The 18,705-nt window shown below is 64.7% G+C and carries 16 protein-coding genes; 8 read left to right on the top strand and 8 right to left on the bottom strand.

Features of this window, described 5'->3' with window-relative positions; translation table 11 throughout:
* Window positions 1-239: 239 nt before the first annotated feature.
* Complete coding sequence (locus JOY50_RS09780) at window positions 240-2,102, bottom strand: flavin monoamine oxidase family protein (protein ID WP_243055135.1); 1,863 nt, start codon at window positions 2,100-2,102, stop codon at window positions 240-242.
* Window positions 2,103-2,313: 211 nt separating this feature from the next.
* Here JOY50_RS09780 and JOY50_RS09775 point away from each other — a divergent pair, with 211 nt between their 5' ends.
* From JOY50_RS09775 to JOY50_RS09765, 3 genes are all read left to right on the top strand, one after another.
* Window positions 2,314-2,805, top strand: coding sequence for a hypothetical protein (locus JOY50_RS09775; protein ID WP_132845146.1), 492 nt, complete (start codon window positions 2,314-2,316; stop codon window positions 2,803-2,805).
* Between the two features lie 79 nt (window positions 2,806-2,884).
* Window positions 2,885-4,291: an adenosylmethionine--8-amino-7-oxononanoate transaminase gene (locus JOY50_RS09770; RefSeq protein WP_132845149.1), complete on the top strand. Its 1,407-nt coding sequence runs from the start codon at window positions 2,885-2,887 to the stop codon at window positions 4,289-4,291.
* Between the two features lie 149 nt (window positions 4,292-4,440).
* A complete protein-coding gene (locus tag JOY50_RS09765; RefSeq protein WP_132845152.1) occupies window positions 4,441-5,160 on the top strand; it encodes a 16S rRNA (uracil(1498)-N(3))-methyltransferase in 720 nt (239 codons plus the stop codon).
* On the opposite strand, the gene JOY50_RS09760 is transcribed toward JOY50_RS09765, so the two are convergent.
* The 7 genes from JOY50_RS09760 to JOY50_RS09730 form a co-directional block, all read right to left on the bottom strand.
* Window positions 5,161-5,778 (bottom strand): hemolysin III family protein, encoded by a 618-nt coding sequence (locus JOY50_RS09760; RefSeq protein ID WP_138736312.1) that lies wholly within the window; start codon window positions 5,776-5,778, stop codon window positions 5,161-5,163. It lies immediately after the preceding gene.
* A gap of 208 nt (window positions 5,779-5,986) precedes the next feature.
* Window positions 5,987-6,460, bottom strand: a complete 474-nt coding sequence (locus tag JOY50_RS09755) for a chemotaxis protein CheW (RefSeq protein ID WP_132845155.1) — start codon at window positions 6,458-6,460, stop codon at window positions 5,987-5,989.
* On the bottom strand, window positions 6,453-11,393 hold the full coding sequence (locus JOY50_RS09750; RefSeq protein WP_138765928.1) for an Hpt domain-containing protein: 4,941 nt from the start codon (window positions 11,391-11,393) through the stop codon (window positions 6,453-6,455). The genes JOY50_RS09755 and JOY50_RS09750 overlap by 8 nt, the downstream gene beginning before the upstream one ends.
* Window positions 11,394-11,416: 23 nt before the next feature.
* Window positions 11,417-13,441, bottom strand: coding sequence for a methyl-accepting chemotaxis protein (locus JOY50_RS09745; RefSeq protein WP_243055142.1), 2,025 nt, complete (start codon window positions 13,439-13,441; stop codon window positions 11,417-11,419).
* A 47-nt stretch (window positions 13,442-13,488) separates the two neighbouring features.
* Window positions 13,489-14,043 carry a chemotaxis protein CheW gene (locus JOY50_RS09740; protein ID WP_019471556.1) on the bottom strand — a complete coding sequence of 185 codons (555 nt, stop codon included), beginning with the start codon at window positions 14,041-14,043 and terminating at the stop codon, window positions 13,489-13,491.
* Window positions 14,040-14,405, bottom strand: coding sequence for a twitching motility response regulator PilH (pilH, locus tag JOY50_RS09735; protein WP_016489541.1), 366 nt, complete (start codon window positions 14,403-14,405; stop codon window positions 14,040-14,042). Before pilH ends, JOY50_RS09740 begins: the two co-directional genes overlap by 4 nt.
* A 47-nt stretch (window positions 14,406-14,452) precedes the next feature.
* Window positions 14,453-14,854, bottom strand: coding sequence for a PleD family two-component system response regulator (locus JOY50_RS09730; protein ID WP_016501972.1), 402 nt, complete (start codon window positions 14,852-14,854; stop codon window positions 14,453-14,455).
* A gap of 154 nt (window positions 14,855-15,008) precedes the next feature.
* Between JOY50_RS09730 and gshB the strand changes: the two genes are divergently transcribed.
* The 5 genes from gshB (at window position 15,009) to pyrR (ending at window position 18,700) form a co-directional block, all read left to right on the top strand.
* A complete protein-coding gene (gene gshB / locus JOY50_RS09725) occupies window positions 15,009-15,962 on the top strand; it encodes a glutathione synthase (protein WP_132845160.1) in 954 nt (317 codons plus the stop codon).
* Between the two features lie 91 nt (window positions 15,963-16,053).
* Window positions 16,054-16,959, top strand: coding sequence for an energy transducer TonB (locus JOY50_RS09720; protein ID WP_138736314.1), 906 nt, complete (start codon window positions 16,054-16,056; stop codon window positions 16,957-16,959).
* Between the two features lie 178 nt (window positions 16,960-17,137).
* The gene (locus JOY50_RS09715) at window positions 17,138-17,707 is read left to right on the top strand and encodes a YqgE/AlgH family protein (protein WP_132845165.1); all 570 of its coding nucleotides are present in this window, start codon (window positions 17,138-17,140) and stop codon (window positions 17,705-17,707) included.
* On the top strand, window positions 17,707-18,132 hold the full coding sequence (gene ruvX, locus JOY50_RS09710) for a Holliday junction resolvase RuvX (RefSeq protein ID WP_016489546.1): 426 nt from the start codon (window positions 17,707-17,709) through the stop codon (window positions 18,130-18,132). Before JOY50_RS09715 ends, ruvX begins: the two co-directional genes overlap by 1 nt.
* Window positions 18,133-18,181: 49 nt before the next feature.
* Window positions 18,182-18,700, top strand: a complete 519-nt coding sequence (pyrR, locus tag JOY50_RS09705) for a bifunctional pyr operon transcriptional regulator/uracil phosphoribosyltransferase PyrR (protein WP_019471562.1) — start codon at window positions 18,182-18,184, stop codon at window positions 18,698-18,700.
* Window positions 18,701-18,705: the final 5 nt, after the last annotated feature.

The raw sequence follows: 18,705 nt of genomic DNA, 5'->3' as shown, positions 1-18,705 counted from the left end.
TGAAAGCTGTACACAGACTAACGCGTAACGTATCGAAGAAAAGCGGAAAAAATTGCTTCGGTTTATCGAGAAATCCGATATGTATTCTGTAAGCTTCCCATTAAGGAAACATTAACGATAGTCGGGGAAATAGAGGTTGCCAGTACTGGCCTCTTCGCAGCACAAGGCTGCTCCTACAGGGGTATGCGGTGCCTGTAGGAGCAGCCTTGTGCTGCGAAGACGCCGGCACTGTCGATCAATCAACCAGCCTTGGCCTGGGTATTGGCCACAGGTTTCTTGGTCGGCTCGGATTTGGCTGTCGCCTTCTTCGTCTCGGCAGGCTTATGCGCCGGCTTGTGCGCGGGCGCATGCTTGGCCGGGGCGGCCTTGGTTGCCGCAGGTTTGGCAGCCGCTTCCCTGACCACAGGCGCTGGTGCCACCGGAGCCGGCGCGGCCTGGGGAGCAGGCGCAGGTGCCGGCGCCACTTCCTCTGCCTTGGCGATTGGCTCAGGCTTTACCTCTGGCGAATCCGCACCGCCAAACAGGCGCTTGAAGAAGCCTGGCTTGTCCTGCTTGGCCTCTTCGGCCTGCTTCGGCTCGGCTTTGACAGGTGGCTTGTCAGCCTTGTCGCCCTTGTCGGACGAACCACCAAACATATTGGAGAAGAACCCGCCCTTGCTGTCTTTGGTGGCCGCCGCTCCTGCTGCTGCCGCCGCAACCGGCACCGCCTTGGCGGGGTCGAACGACTTCCCGGCCAACAGGTCCTGTGCCTGGCTGGCCGCGCGCTGGCCACTGCGCAGGGCGCCTTCCAGGGTGCCCGGGTACAGGGCATCGGTGTGTTCACCGGCAAAGGTGATGCGCTGCACCGGGCGCTCCCACAGGCGCCAGTATTTGCTGATCTGCCCCGGGCCATAGGCCAGGTAAGCGCCGCCGGTACCGGCGTCAGTGCTGTAGCGCTTGACCTCGTAACCGGTGAAGGCACCACGGGCCTGCGGGTAGAACGCATGCAGGCGGATCAGCACCTGGTCGACCATCTGCTTGTCGCCGAACGCCTGCAGCAGGCGGGCGTTGTCGCCGGAAAGGTTGATCACCACGTTGGCGCCGCCCTTGAGCGCTGGCTCGATCCACAGCATGCCGAGGCCGGCGTTACTGAAGATTTCGCCCGACATGCGCGCGCGGCTTTCCCACACCGGCTTCTTGAACTTGAGCATCAGCTGGTCGCGCCAGCCATAGTTGGTGCCTTTGAGCGCCGCCACGTGCTGGGTGTCCAGGCCCGGGGTCATCTGGATCTTGGCCAGGGCACGCAACGGCACGGCCATGACCAAGTAATCCGCCTGGTAGCCGACGCTGCCGACTTTTACCGTTACCCCATCCTTGTCCTGCACGATGGCGGTGACCGGCGAGCTGGTCTTGATGGTCTTCAGTTGCTTGACGAAGGCCTGGGCCAGCACCGGGCTGCCACCGGGCAGGCGCGCGGCACGCAGGTCGCGGTCGCTGACACCGCGATACACACGGTTCTGCTGGGCGAAATACAGCAGCGACAGGCGCGACGGTTCGTCGTAACGGGTACGGATCTGCTGGTTGACCAGCTGACGGGCGGTGGCCGGCAGTTGCAGTTTGTCCAGCCAGGTGGAGACGTTGATCTGGTCGAGGGCGAACAGCGTGCTGGTTGCCTGCGGGTTCAGCGGGTCATCGATCGAACGGGCCAGGTCATCGAGGGTTTTCTCGTAGCGCTTGAGCGCTTCGGCGGTAGCCGGTTGCTTGGTGGCCAGGTCGGTGGCGCTGAAGTACTCACCGTCGATCAGGTAACCGGGGCTACGCACAAACTCCGGTGCCGGCAGTGTTTCAAGCTTGAAACGGTCCAGGTAATGGTTGAGCACCGGCTGCGCCTTGGCATTGCCGATCCACTCGCTGGTGGCCAGGCCCGAGCGCCCGCCCATGCCCGACTTGGCCTCCAGCAGGGTCACCTGCCAGCCTTTGTCCTGCAGCTCGTAGGCTGCCGTCAGGCCCGCCAGGCCGCCACCCACGACAATCGCCGTGGGCGTCTTGTCCTTGGCCAGCGCGGCGCCGCTGGACACACCAATCAATACCAACGCGCACAGGCGCACCCAAGCAGCAGCCATGTCGGCGAACTCCGAGTCAGAGGTTACAGAAACGGGGAGAGGCAGGAATGCCCCGAGGGAGATGCGTTAAGAATACGTCACCTCTGCCGACCCTGCCAGCGCAGTGACATCAAGTGCCTTTGGCAACTGACATTTTTGCCAGTAGCCATGTCACACGCCATCAAGCGAAGCTGGTCAAGATAGCCACAAGCCCCATCAGGAGGGCACGCGCATGATCTTCGAGGAGCACTTCCAACACGTCGAACGGCAGTCTCTGTGGCACAAACAGACGCTTCATACGGCCTCGGGCCTGAGTATCCGCTCCAACAGCACCTCATGGACCGGCTTTCATGAAGCGTTCAAGGGTGAAGACGGTACCGAACTGGTCATCGGTGAACACAGCGATGTTGAAATCCTCTTCGCCCAGGAAGTCGAGTGCCTGCGCCTGGAATACTACGTAGTCAGCGACTTTCTCTGCGACGACCTGCACATGCTGTTCGATGCTGAAAGAGGAGATTGCGACCTGGCCACCCCGATACCGCGCAACTTCTACTGGCTCACCGTGGAAGGCAGCGGGTTTCGCGACCTGCGCCCCGGCCCCATCGCCACGAACCCCTACCACCAGGTGATCGACGGCCCCTTCCGCCGCCTGACCATCTCCACTTCCCAGGCCGGAACCGTACACATCCGGCGGCTGGAATGGACCGGCACCCACCGCCATTGAAAGGCAGCGGTTGTCCTGCCCTGCGGCATTGCTTAGGCTTACGCGGTCGAACCACGCCGCAAAGCCAGGAGAAGTGCCCATGGGCCTCAACGATCAGTGGATGCAACGCGACCTCAAGGTCCTGTGGCACCCCTGCACCCAGATGAAAGACCACGAGCAGCTGCCGCTGATCCCGATCAAGCGTGGCGAAGGCGTGTGGCTGGAGGACTTCGAAGGCAAGCGCTACCTGGACGCGGTGAGCAGCTGGTGGGTCAATGTGTTCGGCCACGCCAACCCGCGCATCAACCAGCGCATCAAGGACCAGGTCGATCAACTGGAGCACGTGATCCTGGCCGGTTTCAGCCATCAGCCGGTGATCGAGCTGTCCGAGCGCCTGGTGGCCATGACCCCGGCCGGTCTCGACCGGGTGTTCTACGCCGACAACGGCTCGTCGTGCATCGAAGTGGCGCTGAAGATGAGCTTTCACTACTGGCTGAACGTCGGCAAGCCGGGCAAGAAGCGCTTCGTTACACTGACCAACAGCTACCATGGCGAAACCATCGCCGCCATGTCGGTCGGTGATGTGCCGCTGTTTACCGAAACCTACAAGGCGTTGCTGCTGGACACGATCAAGGTGCCTAGCCCCGACTGCTACCTGCGCCCAGAGGGCATGAGCTGGGAAGAGCACTCGCGCAACATGTTCGCCGCCATGGAGCAGACCCTGGCCGAGCACCACGCCTCGATCAGCGCCGTGATCGTCGAGCCGCTGATCCAGGGTGCCGGCGGCATGCGCATGTACCACCCGGTGTACCTCAAGCTGCTGCGCGAGGCCTGCGACCGCTACGACGTGCACCTGATCCACGATGAAATTGCCGTGGGCTTTGGCCGTACCGGCACGATGTTCGCGTGCGAGCAGGCCGGCATCCGCCCGGACTTCCTGTGCCTGTCCAAGGCCCTGACCGGTGGCTACCTGCCGCTGGCCGCCTGCCTGACCACCGACAAGGTGTACCAGGCGTTCTATGACGACTACCCGACCCTGCGCGCGTTCCTGCACTCGCACAGCTACACCGGCAACCCGCTGGCGTGCGCTGCGGCGCTGGCGACCCTGGACATCTTCGAACAGGACAACGTGATCGAGGCCAACAAGGCCCTGGCTACGCGCATGGCCAGCGCCACTGCGCACCTGGCCGATCATGCTCACGTTGCCGAAATCCGTCAGACCGGCATGGCCCTGGCGATCGAGATGGTCCAGGACAAGGCTGGCAAGGTTGCTTACCCCTGGCAGGAGCGGCGCGGCCTGAAGGTGTTCGAACATGCCCTGACCCGCGGCGCCCTGCTACGCCCGCTGGGTAGCGTGGTGTACTTCCTGCCGCCGTATGTGATCACCCCGGAGCAGATCGACTTCCTTGCAGAAGTTGCCAGCGAAGGCATCGACATCGCCACCCGCGACAGCGTCAGTGTTGCGGTGCCGGCCAACTTCCACCCCGACTTCCGCGACCCGGGCTAGGCCCGGCAATTTCGCCACACCACTTTTCCTGTGGGAGCGGGCGTGCCCGCGAACAAGGGCGCAGCCCTAGCCAGGCACCGCGGCGCCTGATTCGCGGGCACGCCCGCTCCCACAGGGGATCTGTGTCTCTCTATTTACCGAGCAAACCCATGAGACTGTCCCGCTTCTTCATCGACGCCCCCCTGAGCCTTGGCGAGCACGACCTGCCAGAAGCCCAGGCCCACTACATCGGCCGCGTACTGCGCATGGCCCCCGGCGACGCCGTGCAACTGTTCGACGGCAGCGGCCAGGAATACCTCGGCCAGTTGCTTGAAGTGGGCAAGAAAACCGTACGCGTCAGCCTCGACAGGGCCCTCGCCGGCCAGGCCGATTCACCGTTGCACGTGCACCTCGGCCAAGGCCTGTCCCGTGGTGAACGCATGGACTGGGCGATCCAGAAAGCCACCGAGCTTGGTGCCAATGAAATCACCCCGATCGTCAGCGAACGCTGCGAAGTGCGGTTGAAAGACGAGCGCGCCGACAAGCGCCTGGCCCACTGGCGCCAGGTGGCGATCAGCGCCTGCGAACAATGCGGCCGCTCTACCTTGCCGGTCATCCACCCACCCGTGACCCTGGCCGAATGGCTGGCGGGCACCAAGGCTGACCTGAAACTGGTCCTGCACCCGGTGGCCGAACCGCTCACCAGCCACGACAAACCTGCGACTCTGGCCTTTCTGATCGGCCCCGAAGGCGGTCTGAGCGACGCCGAAGTCGAGCAGGCCAAAGGGTCTGGCTTCCACGCCGCCCGCCTCGGTCCACGGGTGCTGCGCACCGAGACCGCGCCAGTGGTGGCGCTGTCGGTGGCACAGCAATTGTGGGGCGATTTTTAACTAGAGCACGTAGAACGACACCGCCACGAAGTGCAGCAGGCTGCCGGTAATCACGAACAGGTGCCAGATGCCGTGCGCGTGGCGCAAGCGGCTGTCGAGCGCGAAGAAGATGATGCCCACGGTGTAGAACACCCCGCCGGCGGCCAACCAGGCAAAGCCGGCGCCGCCCAGCGAGTGCAGCAACGGCTTCACTGCCACCAGCACGATCCAGCCCATCACGGCATAAATGATGATCGACAGGATCCGCGCCTCGGAGCGCGGCTTGATCTCTTGCAGCATGCCGATTACCGCCAGCCCCCAGACCACGCCGAACAGGCTCCAGCCCCAGGGACCGCGCAGGCTGACCAGGCAGAATGGCGTGTAGCTGCCGGCGATCAGCAGGTAGATCGACAGGTGATCGAGCTTGCGCATGATCACCTTCACCCGCCCGCGGGTGCTGTGGTACAGGGTGGAAATGCTGTACAGCAACAGCAGCGTGCCGCCGTAGATGGAGAAACTGACGATCTTCCACGGGTCGCCCTGCAGGCCCGCGACCACGATCAGCCAGATGGCACCGATACAGGCCAGGACGGCACCGACCAGGTGGGTCCAGGCGTTGAAGCGTTCACCGTAATACATGCAAACACAGACCTCCTTAGGTGGGCTGGGTTCCTGATGTGATGCTGATGGCCACGCTCTTTGTGGGAGCGGCCTTGTGTCGCGAAAGGGGCGCAAAGCGGCCCCAGGCTTTCATTGCCACAGCATGAACCGCCGGGGCTGCTGCGCAGCCCTATCGCGACACAAGGCCGCTCCCACACCCAGACGACCAGGCCTTGTGCCCTACATCCTAATCAAGGTCAGGTTGCAGATCCGCGTCACGCACCAGCCTTTCCAGTGCAACCAGGTCCGGCACCCGAGCCACCTGCTCGCCCACCTGCACCGCCGCCAGTTCCAGCCTGCCCAGCGCCACATCCACGTAGTTCAGCTGGCTGTCGAGCTTGCACGAGCGCGGTATGTCCTGCAGCAACAGCGCCAGGTAGCGCAGGCCGGTATCACCCAGTGCATTGAGCACCACCACCCGGGCCCGCTCGCCGCACGGTGTTTCACCACCGCACGCCGCCTCGAAGCCGATCAGCGGCAGGCGCTGTTGGCGCCAGTCGATCCAGCCCAGGTGCCAGGCGGGGTCGCCGGGCTGGCACACCAGGTTGCGCTGCCCGCTCAACTCGGCCACCGCCACGTTGGGCAACACCAGGGTACGGTCACCCAGCGGCAGCAACAGCCCGGTCAGGCTGCTGCGCTGGCCGGAAATCAGTTCAAGCATGGGCCTGGCTCCAATGGGCGATGCTCTGCAACAGCAGCGACTCCTGGTACGGCTTGCCCAGGTATTCGTTGACGCCAATGGCCATGGCACGGTCGCGGTGCTTCTGCCCGGTGCGGGAGGTGATCATGATGATTGGCAGGTCTTTCAGCCGCTCGTCACGGCGAATGCGTGTGGCCACCTCAAAGCCGTCCATGCGTGGCATTTCAATGTCCAGCAGCAATACGTCGGGGCGGTGGTCTTCCAGCAGGGCCATGGCATCGACCCCGTCCTTGGCCGTGAGCACGCTCATGCCGTGGCGCTCCAGCAGCCGGCTGGTGACTTTGCGCACGGTCACCGAGTCATCTACCACCATCACCAGCAACGCACGCCGCGGCGCCGGGCCGAGCAGTTGGCGCTGGGTGCCGCCACCGGGCAAACGGGCCAGCCGCCGCTGCTGGCCGCGCAGCTGGCCAAGCAGGTCGAGAATCAGCACGACCCGGCCATCGCCCAGCAATGTCGCCCCCGACAGCCCTGCAACCGCAGCAAACTGCGGCCCCAGGCTCTTCACCACGATCTCACGGCTGGGCGACAGGCTGTCGGCCTGGATGGCGAACGACTGCTCCTTGGAATGCACCAGCAGCACCGGCAACGGCACGCTCTGCCCCAGCAGCGCGGGGCGCGGTAGGCCTTGCAGCAACTCGCCCAGGTAGCGCAGCTCGTATTCGTGGCCGGCGTAGACATAGCGGGGCGTGTCCAGCTGGTAGCAGACCGCAAGCTCTGCCGGCGGCACGCGAACGATGCCCTCGATGGTATTGAGCGGGATGGCGTACTGCTCCTCGCCCAGGTGCACCATCAGCGCACGGTTGATCGACACGGTGAACGGCAGGCGGATCAAGAAGCGCGCCCCCTTGCCCAGGGCCGACTCGATGCTCATCGAACCACCCAGTTGCTTGACCTCCTCGTGCACCACGTCCATGCCCAGGCCGCGCCCGGAAATCTGGGTGATCTTTTCGGCGGTGGAAAAACCCGGGCGCAGGATGAACTGCAGGATCTCGTGATCGCTCAAGTCTGCCTGGGGATCCAGCAGGCCGCGCTTGATGGCCTTGCGCCGCACCGCGTCCAGTGGCACACCGGCACCGTCGTCAGTCATTTCGATAACGATATCGGCACCTTCGTGCAGCAAATTCAGGTGGATGGTGCCCTGTTCCGGCTTGCCGGCGGCCAGCCGTGCTTCGCGGCTTTCCAGACCATGGTCGACAGCGTTGCGCAGCATGTGCTCCAGCGGCGCCACCATGCGTTCGAGCACACTGCGGTCCAGTTCGCCTTCGGCGTTGCCAACCACCAGTTCCACCTGCTTGCCCAGTTCGCTGGCCACCTGCCGCACCACACGCTGCAGCCGAGGTACCAGGCGTTCGAAGGGCACCATCAAGGTGGCGGTCAGCCCTTCCTGCAACTGGCTGTTCACCCGCGCCTGCTGTTGTAGCAGGCTGTACGCCTCCTGAGCGCGCTGGGCCAGGGTTTCCTTCAGGTCGAGCAAGTCCGAGGCAGACTCGAACAAGGCCCGCGACAGTTGCTGCAACTGCGAATGGCGGTCCATTTCCAAGGGGTCGAAGTCGTCATAGGCATCGCCTTCAAATGCCTGGCGGCTGGAGATCCGCCCCTGGGTCTCGTTGTCCAGGCGCAGCAACTGGTCGCGCATGCGCTCCAGGGTGGTTTCCATCTCGTTGAGGGCGAACTGCGCGTCGTTGACCTGCTGCTCGATGCGCCCACGAATGATCGAGTGTTCGCCGGCCAGGTTGCCCAGGTCATCGAGCAACTCGGCATCAACCTTGACCATGTCGCCTGGCGCACGCTCTGGCGCTGCCGCCGGTACCTCGCTGGTGGCGGTTTCGACCGGCCCTTGGCCGGCTGCACTGTCGGTGAGGGCCGCACTGCTGAAGTTGCGGATATAGTCGATCAGCGCCGTGGCGGCATGCAAAGGCTGCCCCAGGCGCACGGCATCAAGCATGTGCGCCAGGCGGTCATGGCAATTCTGCAACAGGGCGAACAGTGGCGGGCTCGGCGGCAAACGCCCGGCCGCCAGCAGCTCGTAAAGAAATTCCAGTTCGTGGGCCAGGTCACCGATCGGCGCAATTTCGACCATGCGCGCCACACCCTTGAGGGTGTGCAGGTCGCGCATCAGGTTGTCGACCTCGACGCTGCTGCGCGGGTCGGCCTGCCAGCGCGCCAGGGCTGCGGCGGCGCTCTCGACGATGTCCGAGCTTTCTTCGAGGAACACTTCCAGCAGCTCTTCGCCTGGGCTTTCTGGCTCTTCGGGCAGTGGCTCGACCAGCTCTGGCAACAAAGGGTTATGCGACAGCCCCAAGGTATCGCTCAGGTCCATGTCCGGGTGCAGCGGTGTCACCGTGTCGATGCCCACCAGGCCGGTGGCATCCGGTGGCAAGGCCTGGTCCAGCAGGTTGCGCAGGCTGTCGACCAGCTCCGGCCGCGGCACTACGTCCTGCCCGGCTGCCACTTCGTCGAGCATGTCCAGCAGGGCCTCATGGGCGCGATGTGTGTAGGCGAAAAAGCGTGCGTCGGCGGGCAGGCTGCCCTCTTCCACGGCGCCATACAGGTCCAGCAAGGCCTCGCACACATCATCCATTTGCCACAAATCGGCCAGGTGCGCGGCGTGGCCCAGGGTGGTCATCTGGTCGAGCAGGGTATCCAGTGCGTCGCGCTGGCCGGGCTGTTGCTGCCAGCGCGACAGCAACGACTCGGCATCCAGCAGAATGTCCATGGCCTGGGCCAGGAAACTGGCAACCAGCTGCGGGTCGCGCTTGCTGCGCCGGGCATGCTGCGGGTCGTCATGCCCGCCGGCCAGGCGGCTATCGACTGCCTGGCCAACCGCTTCGATCAGTTCTGCGGCGCCAGGGATGGCGGCCAGGGGTGTGCTATCGAGTTGCGCCAGGCCCAGGTGGAACAGCGAGCGCGCGGCTTCCAGCCATTCGATCTCGGCCATTTGCAGTGGCAGTTGATGGCCCTTGTATTCACGGGCGAGGCGGTCGAAGGCGGTGGCCAGCTCGGCGACCGGCATCACCCCGGCCATGGCGGCACTGCCCTTGAGCGTGTGCAGGGCACGTTGCAGGCCATCGCTGACCGGCGTGTCGTGGCCATCGGCGCCCTGTAGAAAATCATCAAGGCTGGCCAGGTGGCCCTGTGCCTCACTGCGGAAGATATCCAGCAACTGTGGATCGAGGCCATCGATACTGGCCGCCGGTGCGTCGTTTTCCGCCAGGGCATGCAGGTGCCCGGCCAATTGTTCGATTTCGGTCAGTTGCGGCAGCTGGCCGGCGGCAAAGTCGGCCAGCAGATCAGGCAGATGGACGAACACCTGTTGCAGGGCCACCACGCCTTCCGGGCTGAGCACGCTGCGGCCCTCCAGCACCCGGTTCAGCAGGTGCTCGGCGCCCCAGGCCAGTTCCGCCACGGCCTCGGCATGCACCATGCGGCCACTGCCTTTGAGCGTATGCAGCGCACGGCGCACTTCCCCCAACGCCGCGCGCTGCTGGTTGTCGGCACGCCAGCGCAGCCAGTGGCGCTCGATTTCCGGCAGCAACTCGCCTGCTTCTTCGAGGAACACCTCGCGCAGCTCGTCATCGATGCCATCGCCATGGCTATCCAGGCCCGCTCGGGCGTCGGCCTGTGCACAGTGCACGCCCAACGCCGCCAGGCTGGCACGCGCCATGTCGATGAACGGCTGGCCATCCGCCAGCGGGTCGGCCACCCGCCACTGCAGGTAGCATTCAGCGGCGCTCAAGGCCTCGGCCAGGTGGCTCAGCTCGTCCGCGGGCGGTTCGTCCTCCAGGTGCTGCAACCAACGTTGCGCATAACTTGCGCAGCCGGCAAACAGCTCGGCCACGGCGGGTAGCATCAACATGGCCAACGCCCCGCGCACCTGCTGCAACAGCCCAGGCAAGGGTTGCAGGCGCTGCCGGGGCCAGTCGGACTCCACATAGTCGCCGATCAGGTCCTTGGCCTGCTGCAACACGTTCAGCGACTCGTTCAACACCAGCTGGCGTATTTCGGCCAGATCCGAGCCTGGCAGGCCGCCCTGGCCGTTTTCCTCCAGCGGGCCGACCATGCCGTTCAGGGACGCTTCCACATACAGCAGGGCGCCCGCTACATCCATCAACACCGCGTCGTCCACGGCCCGCTCGCCCTGGGCCAAGGCCTGCAGCGCCAGCACCTGGTCGATGATCACCCGCCGTGGTTGCTGAAAACCCAGTACCGCCAGGGTATCGGCCACGTGGCGCAGCGGCGCCAGCAGGGCATCGAGCTGCTCGCTGTGCTGGCGATCGCTGCGCACGAACTGGTCCAGGCGCTCCTTTATGCGCATAAGGTCGTCGCACAGTGCGGTCACCACCGAGCGCAGGGCATCGCGGCCCGGCCCGGCCTGCAACTGTTCGCGCCAGTTGCCCAGCGACAGGTCGAGGTTGGCCAGGTCGTCGGAGCCGGCAAAGCGCTGCGCAGCACCGCTGATCAAGCTGGCCTGGGCCAGCGGCTCAATGCCACGGCAGGCGCGCAGCTGGTTGAGCAGCGGCAGCATCACCAACGGCAGGTCGTGGCGGGCACCGCGCAAGCGCTCAAGGTATGAGGGCAATTGCTCCAGGCCGCGGAACAACGCACCCAGGCAATCACCCCGTGGGCTCACCTGGCCGTCGGCCATGGCCTTGGCGAACAGCTCCAGTTCCTCGGCCAGGCGCGTGGCACCTCGCAGCTCGAGCATGCGCAGGCAGCCATGCACCTGGTGCAGGTTGTCGACCACAAAGGCCAGTATCGACAGCTCGCCAGGCTCGCCGGCAAAACGCTCCAGCGCCTGGCGCGCCTGGCCCAGGCAGTCGAGGATGGCAGCCTTGGTCCAGGCCAGGGCCACCGTGTCGTGGCGCTCGGGGCTTACAGCAACAGATGCCATGGTCACTTCCTCAGCGCGGCGCTTCACTTGGGCTCGGCAGGTGGCGGCAGGGTGAAGCCGGACACCGAACGGCGCATCTCGCTGGCCATGCGGGCCAGGTGGCGGATGCTGTCGGCAGTGGCCCCGGAGCCGGCGGAGGTCTGTGCGGTAATCTGCTGGATGACCGCCATGGTGTGGGAGATCTGCCCGGCTGACGAGGTCTGCAACTGGGCGGCGTCGGAGATGCTGTGGATAAGGTCGGCGAGGTTCTGCGACACCCCTTCGATCTCCGCCAGCGCCACCCCGGCATCCTGGGCCAGGCGGGCGCCGCGCACCACTTCGGCGGTGGTCTGCTCCATGGAGATTACCGCCTCGTTGGTGTCGGCCTGGATGGTGCGCACCAGCGCCTCTATCTGGCGGGTAGCCGATGACGAGCGTTCGGCCAGGCGCTGCACCTCGTCGGCGACCACGGCAAAACCACGGCCGGCCTCACCGGCCAGCGAGGCCTGGATCGCCGCGTTGAGGGCAAGGATGTTGGTCTGGTCGGCAATGTCGTCGATCAGGCTGACGATGTCGCCGATTTCCTGGGAAGACTCACCCAGGCGCTTGATCCGCTTGGCGGTGTCCTGGATCTGCTCGCGAATGTTGTCCATGCCATTGATGGTGTTGTGCACCACCTCGTTACCCTTGTTGGCGATGTCCACCGAGCGTTCGGCCACCTTGGCCGATTCGTAGGCATGCGCGGATACCCGGTCGATCGACTCGACCATGTCGCCAACCGCCTCGGAGGCCTCGCTGATCTGCTCGGCCTGGTGCTCGGAGGCCTTGGCCAGCTGCCGAGCGGTGTTTTGCGTGTCCTGCACGGCCGCGGCCACCTGCACGGCGCTGTGGTTGATGGTGGCTACAAGGTCGCGCAGTTGGTCCACGGAATAGTTGATCGAGTCGGCAATGGCGCCGGTGAAGTCCTCGGTTACCGATACGGTTACGGTCAGGTCGCCATCGGCCAGCTCTTCGATTTCGTCGAGCAGGCGCATGATCGCCTGCTGGTTACGTTCGTTCTTTTCCGCCGTTTCGCGCAGCTGGCGGTTGGTGGTGCGCACCATGACCAGGCCGATGAGGATGATCGAGGCCAGCGCAAGCAGGCCCAGGGCGTAGCCGCCAACGGTGTCGAGGGTGCGCCCGCCGGCCAGGTTCTCGAAACCGTTGGCCAGGTGCGACGCTTCGTCGAGCAGGGTTTGTGACAGGCTGAAGATGTTGCCTGCTGCCTCGCGCACGCGGAACAGTTCGGGCGAGGTTTCGAGGATTTCATCCACAGAGCCGGCAACGAACTGGAACAGTTCGGCGATTTCAGCCAGACGTGCACGGGCGTCGGCGTCTTCGACGCGGGTCACCTGGATTGCCGCGTTACCGCTAAGCATGCCCTCCAGCACTTGGCCAAAGCGCCCGGCATCGCGGCCAAAGGCGTCGGCCGCCTGGGCTGCGGCATCGTCACCGGCCAGCACAGTGTTGACCGAACCAAGAATGCGCTCGGCCAGCAACAGCTGGCGCTGGGCCACCGCTACCTGGTTGGCCGGGGCGCCGCTTTGCAGCAGGATCTCGACCACTTTCTCGTATTCCACCTGCAACTGCGGCACGGTTTCGGCCAGCGTCGCCGCCACCTGGTGCAGCGACAGCACGGTCTGCTCGCTGGCCAGGATGGTGTCGGTGTTCTTGCGCAGGTTTTCCCAGTCGCGGCGTACCGATTCCATCTCGTCACGCACCGTGGGCGGCGCCGGCGGCAGACCGGTGGACTTGTCACCCTGGCGCAGGTAGCCCCAGCGCCGTTCAAAATCGTTGCGCGCATCCGATAGCAGCTTGAATGCCAGGGCCTTGCCGGTGGCCGCTTCGGTGGCGTTCTTGGCGATGCGTTGCGACAACACCCGCAGTTCGCCGGCATGTCCGATGTACTGCTTGTCGTAGTTGGATTGAGTGTTCAGGTACGCGAAGTTGGCGAACAGCAGGATGATCGACAAGATCAGAATCAGGAACAGCACGGTAATCTGCGCGATGCTGCGGGTACGCGGGCTCACGGTGGTTGCGGTGACGGAGGTGGCAGGCTTGTTCACGTTCGCAGGTCCTATAACGCCACATCGAGAAAGCCCGGCGCCTGGGCAAGGGCGAAGGGGCTGAAGATCGCCCAGTTGCGTTCACGCGGGAAATGCCCCTGCACAAAACGTGCAGCGGCGCGGATCAGTGGCTGCGGCGGTGAAAGCTGCAGGCTGTCCAGGTCAAAGTGCTGCAGGCCCAGTACCTCGTCCACCAGCAGGCCGACGAACAGCGCCTCGTGGTCCAGCACCAGCACCCGCCGTTGCTTGCCCGGGGCAACGTGGCCCAGGCCGAAAAAGCAGCTGAGGTCCATCACCGGCAACAACCGGCCGCGCAGGTTGGCGACCCCGCACACCCAGGGCTGCACACCAGGGACGCGGCTGCTGCGCGGTTCGCGCAGCACCTCGGCCACTTCGCCCATGGGCGCGACGAACCACTGCCCGGCAATGCGAAAACCGATACCGCTCCACTGTTGCAGGCGGTTGTCCTGCGGCGGTTGGTCGGCGACCAGCAGGCGACAGCGCCGGTCAATGTCCAGCAACAGCTCGAAGGCGGTCAGCGACGCGCCCTGCGGGCGGGTGGTCAAGCGCCCAGCACTTCTTTGAGCTTGGCGATCAGGTCGTCTTCTTCCACAGGCTTGGTCACGAACCCCCTCGCGCCCTGGCGCTTTGCCCAGATGCGATCGGTTTCCTGGTCTTTGGTGGTAACGACCAATACTGGAATGGCGCTGGTCTCGGGGTCCTTGCTCAGTTGCCGGGTCGCCTGGAAGCCGTTGAGAACAGGCATGACGATATCCATCAACACCGCATCGGGCTTTGCCTGACGCGCCAGCGCCACGCCATCGGCACCGTTGCTGGCTTTGAGCACCTCATGGCCGTGTTTTTCAAGCCATCCGGCCAATTTGTACATCTCTGTCGGCGAGTCGTCGACAATCAGAACTCGGGCCATGCTGTTTCCCCATCAGGAAAGTAAGGCCGTGCCATGGCGGGGCGCGGTCAGGGTGCGTGTTGTGGAGGCGCGGTAAACCCGGGCACGTGGGCGCGGATCGCGTCGAGCAGCTCTTCCTTGCTGAACGGTTTGGTCAGGAACTGATCAGAGCCGACCACCCGGCCGCGGGCCTTGTCGAACAGCCCGTCGCGCGACGACAGCAGGATCACCGGGGTGTCCTTGAAAGCACTGTTGTGCTTGATCACGGCGCAGGTCTGGTAGCCGTCCAGGCGCGGCATCAGCACATCGACAAAGATGATGCTGGGCTGGTGGTCGACGATCTTGGCCAGGGCATCGAAGCCATCGCTGGCGGTGATCACCTCGCAGCCCGCTTCACCGAGCAACATCTGGGCGGTGCGGCGGATCGTGCGCGAATCGTCGATCACCATCACCTTCAGGGGTTGTTCCATAGACGCCTACCAATGGAAATTAGCTGCACTTTTAGCATACTCCGGGTGGCCATTCCATCTGCGCCGCCCCTTGACCGGCGGCGTTCGCGGCGCCACCCTGAGCCACTTTTCTTTCGATCCATCGCGGCCACCTGCCGCCAAGAGGAACCACCCCATGAGCGTTCGCCTCGGCATTGTCATGGACCCCATCGCGTCCATCTCCTACAAGAAGGACAGTTCGCTGGCCATGCTGCTGGCCGCGCAGGCCCGCGGCTGGAGCCTGTTCTACATGGAACAGCAAGACCTGTACCAGGGCGAAAGCAAGGCCCGCGCCCGCATGCGCCCGCTGAAGGTGTTTGCCGACCCGGCGCACTGGTTCGAGCTGGGCGAGGAGCAGGACAGCCCGCTGGCCGAACTGGACGTGATCCTGATGCGCAAGGACCCGCCCTTCGACATGGAGTTCGTCTACAGCACCTACCTGCTGGAGCAGGCCGAGAACGATGGCGTGCTGGTGGTCAACCGCCCGCAGAGCCTGCGCGACTGCAACGAAAAAATGTTCGCCACGCTGTTTCCGCAGTGCACCACCCCTACCCTGGTCAGCCGCCGCCCGGACATCATTCGCGAATTCGCGGCCAAGCATGTTGACGTGATCCTCAAGCCGCTGGATGGCATGGGCGGTACGTCGATTTTCCGTCACCGGGCTGGCGACCCCAACCTGTCGGTCATCCTGGAAACCCTGACCGTGCTGGGCAGCCAGCAGATCATGGCCCAGGCCTACCTGCCGGCGATCAAGGACGGTGACAAACGCATCCTGATGATCGATGGCGAGCCGGTGGACTACTGCCTGGCGCGTATTCCGGCCAGCGGCGAGACCCGTGGCAACCTGGCCGCCGGCGGGCGTGGCGAGGCGCGCCCGCTGACCGAGCGCGACCGCTGGATTGCCGCCCAGGTCGGCCCAACGCTGCGCGAGAAGGGCCTGCTGTTCGTCGGCCTGGACGTGATCGGCGACTACCTCACCGAAATCAACGTGACCAGCCCCACCTGCATCCGCGAGATCGATGCCGCCTACAACACCGATATCGGTGGCAAACTGATGGATGCCATTGATCGCAAGCTCAAAGCGCGCTGACAGCCAACGCGAAGCAAAACCGCAGAGTGGGGTATGATGCCGGTCCTATTCGACTGAGCTGCTGCCCCGCCCTGCAGTTGCTGGATACCTGATGACGCTGCCCGCTGACATCCCCTCCGACCTGCTGCCGCCCCGTGTTCGCCCGGTGGACCGGCTCGGCTTTACCCTGTTCCTGGCTGCACTGGTGCACCTGGCGCTGATTCTTGGCGTTGGCTTCACCGTGGTCAAACCTGCCGAAATCCGCCACACCATGGACATCACCCTGGCCACCTTCAAAAGCGAAAAAGCGCCCGAGAAGGCCGATTTCCAGGCGCAGGACAACCAGCAGGGCAGCGGCACGCTGGACAAGAAAGCGGTGCCCACGACCACCGAGCTGGCGCCCTTCCAGGACAGCAAGATCAACAAGGTCACGCCACCGCCTGCGGCCAGGCCCGAGGTGGTCCCACCCCCTGTCCCGCAGAAGTCGGCGGTAGTGACCACTGCGCCCAAGCCGCACAAGGTCGAACCCAAGCCCAAGGAAAGCAAGGCCCAGCCCAAGCCGGCCGCACCAGCGCCAGACTTCGACAGTTCGCAACTGTCCAGCCAGATCGCCAGCCTGGAGGCGGAGCTGTCCAACGAGCAGCAGATGTACGCCAAGCGCCCGCGCATCCATCGCCTGAACGCCGCTTCGACCATGCGCGACAAGGGCGCCTGGTACAAGGAAGAGTGGCGCAAGAAGGTCGAGCGGGTGGGCAACCTGAACTACCCCGACGAAGCACGTCGGCAACAGATCTACGGCAACCTGCGCATGATGGTGTCGATCAACCGCGATGGCTCGCTGTATGAAGTGCTGGTGCTGGAGTCGTCCGGGCAGCAGGTGCTGGACCAGGCGGCGCAACGCATCGTGCGACTGGCCGCGCCGTTTGCACCGTTTACCGGCGATTTGGCCGAGTTTGACCGGCTGGAGATCATCCGCACCTGGCGCTTTGCCCGTGGGGACCGTTTGTCCAGCAACTGACTCAGAGCCGCTTCGCGGCCCATCGCCGGCAAGCCAGCTCCCACACCGACCGCATCGGTCTCAAGCCATGTGCAGTGCCTGTGGGAGCTGGCTTGCCGGCGATGGAACGCGAAGCGGTCCCGAATCCGGCCTGTCGAGCACCTTGTCAGCCTCGCCACCTGGCGCCACACTATCCCCCATGAAAACCCTCGCCCCGAGCTACCTCAAGCACCAGTTCCTGATTGCCATGCCGCACATGGCCGATCCGAACTTCGCCCAGACCCTCACGTACATTGTCGAGCACAATGAGCATGGCGCCATGGGCCTGGTGGTCAACCGGCCGCAGGAATTGAGCCTGGCCGACATCCTCGAGCAGCTGCGCCCGGACGAAACGCCGCCGGCCAGCACCTTGCAGGTGCCGATCTACCAGGGTGGCCCGGTGCAGACCGACCGCGGCTTCGTGCTGCACAGCAGCGAATGCAGCTTCCAGGCCACCGTGGCCCTGGAAGGGCTGTCCCTGAGCACATCGCAGGATGTGTTGCTTGCGATTGCCGCCGGGGTAGGCCCGAAACAGAGCCTGATCACACTGGGTTATGCCGGTTGGGAAGCGGGCCAACTGGAAGCGGAGCTGGCCGACAACGCCTGGCTCAACTGCCCGTTCGACCCGGAAATCATCTTTGACCGGGCCAGCGACCTGCGCCTGGAAGCAGCGGCCGCCAGCCTGGGCATCAACCTGCACCTGCTGACCAGCCAGGCGGGCCACGCCTGATGGCTGAACTACGCCTCTTGCTGGGTTTCGACTACGGCAGCAAACAGATCGGCGTGGCCGTCGGCCAGGTAATCACCGGCCAGGCACGCGAACTGTGCACCCTGAAAGCGCAGAACGGCGTGCCGGACTGGGCTCAGGTGGAAAAGCTCATCAATGAGTGGAAACCCGATGCCATTGTCGTTGGCCTGCCGTTGAACATGGACGGCACCCCCAGCGAAATGAGCGCCCGCGCCGAAAAATTCGCCCGCCGCCTGAACGGCCGCTTCAACCTGCCCGTGCACACCCACGACGAACGCCTGACCACCTTCGAGGCCAAAGGCGAGCGCATGGCCCGTGGCGGCCAGCGTGGCAGCTACCGCGACAACCCGGTCGATGCCATCGCCGCCGCCCTGTTGCTGCAAGGCTGGCTGGAGGCCAATACCTGATCATCTTTGCCGCCGGGCCCGCCCGGCGCACCCTTCCGAGGAGCCCGCAATGAGCCTACCCAATCCCGCCGACCTGATTCGGCAGATGGCTGTCGACCTTCGTGCCCACCTGGCGCGCCGGGCAATTACCGAGCCCCGTTACATCGGTATCCGCACCGGTGGTGTCTGGGTTGCCCAGGCCCTGCAGGAAGCCATGGGCGACACCAGCCCCATGGGTACCCTGGACGTCTCGTTCTACCGCGACGACTTCAGCCAGAACGGCCTGCACCCACAAGTGCGCCCCTCCGAGCTGCCGTTCGAGGTCGAGGGCCAGCACCTGGTGCTGGTAGATGACGTGCTGATGAGCGGTCGCACCATTCGCGCGGCGCTCAACGAACTGTTCGATTACGGCCGCCCGGCCAGCGTCACCCTGGTCTGCTTGCTGGACCTGGATGCCGGCGAATTACCGATTCGTCCGAATGTGCTCGGTGCCACCCTGTCGCTGGCCGCCCATGAGCGGGTAAAATTGACCGGCCCCGCACCGCTCGCCCTCGAGCGCCAGGACCTCGCCTCCGCTTCCGCCCTTTAAGAGTC

The organism is Pseudomonas sp. BP01 (genome assembly GCF_022760795.1).
GTDB classification, from domain to species: domain Bacteria; phylum Pseudomonadota; class Gammaproteobacteria; order Pseudomonadales; family Pseudomonadaceae; genus Aquipseudomonas; species Aquipseudomonas putida_Q.
This window is presented reverse-complemented; position numbering and strand designations above follow the sequence as displayed.

Bases quoted from the DNA above. Each gene is read 5' to 3' on its own strand.
- JOY50_RS09780 (WP_243055135.1), bottom strand. From the start codon at position 2,102: ATGGCTGCTGCTTGGGTGCGCCTGTGCGCGTTGGTATTGATTGGTGTG.
- JOY50_RS09775 (WP_132845146.1), top strand. From the start codon at position 2,314: ATGATCTTCGAGGAGCACTTCCAACACGTCGAACGGCAGTCTCTGTGG.
- JOY50_RS09770 (WP_132845149.1), top strand. From the start codon at position 2,885: ATGGGCCTCAACGATCAGTGGATGCAACGCGACCTCAAGGTCCTGTGG.
- JOY50_RS09765 (WP_132845152.1), top strand. From the start codon at position 4,441: ATGAGACTGTCCCGCTTCTTCATCGACGCCCCCCTGAGCCTTGGCGAG.
- JOY50_RS09760 (WP_138736312.1), bottom strand. From the start codon at position 5,778: ATGTATTACGGTGAACGCTTCAACGCCTGGACCCACCTGGTCGGTGCC.
- JOY50_RS09755 (WP_132845155.1), bottom strand. From the start codon at position 6,460: ATGCTTGAACTGATTTCCGGCCAGCGCAGCAGCCTGACCGGGCTGTTG.
- JOY50_RS09750 (WP_138765928.1), bottom strand. From the start codon at position 11,393: ATGGCATCTGTTGCTGTAAGCCCCGAGCGCCACGACACGGTGGCCCTG.
- pilH (WP_016489541.1), bottom strand. From the start codon at position 14,405: ATGGCCCGAGTTCTGATTGTCGACGACTCGCCGACAGAGATGTACAAA.
- JOY50_RS09730 (WP_016501972.1), bottom strand. From the start codon at position 14,854: ATGGAACAACCCCTGAAGGTGATGGTGATCGACGATTCGCGCACGATC.
- gshB (WP_132845160.1), top strand. From the start codon at position 15,009: ATGAGCGTTCGCCTCGGCATTGTCATGGACCCCATCGCGTCCATCTCC.
- JOY50_RS09720 (WP_138736314.1), top strand. From the start codon at position 16,054: ATGACGCTGCCCGCTGACATCCCCTCCGACCTGCTGCCGCCCCGTGTT.
- JOY50_RS09715 (WP_132845165.1), top strand. From the start codon at position 17,138: ATGAAAACCCTCGCCCCGAGCTACCTCAAGCACCAGTTCCTGATTGCC.
- ruvX (WP_016489546.1), top strand. From the start codon at position 17,707: ATGGCTGAACTACGCCTCTTGCTGGGTTTCGACTACGGCAGCAAACAG.
- pyrR (WP_019471562.1), top strand. From the start codon at position 18,182: ATGAGCCTACCCAATCCCGCCGACCTGATTCGGCAGATGGCTGTCGAC.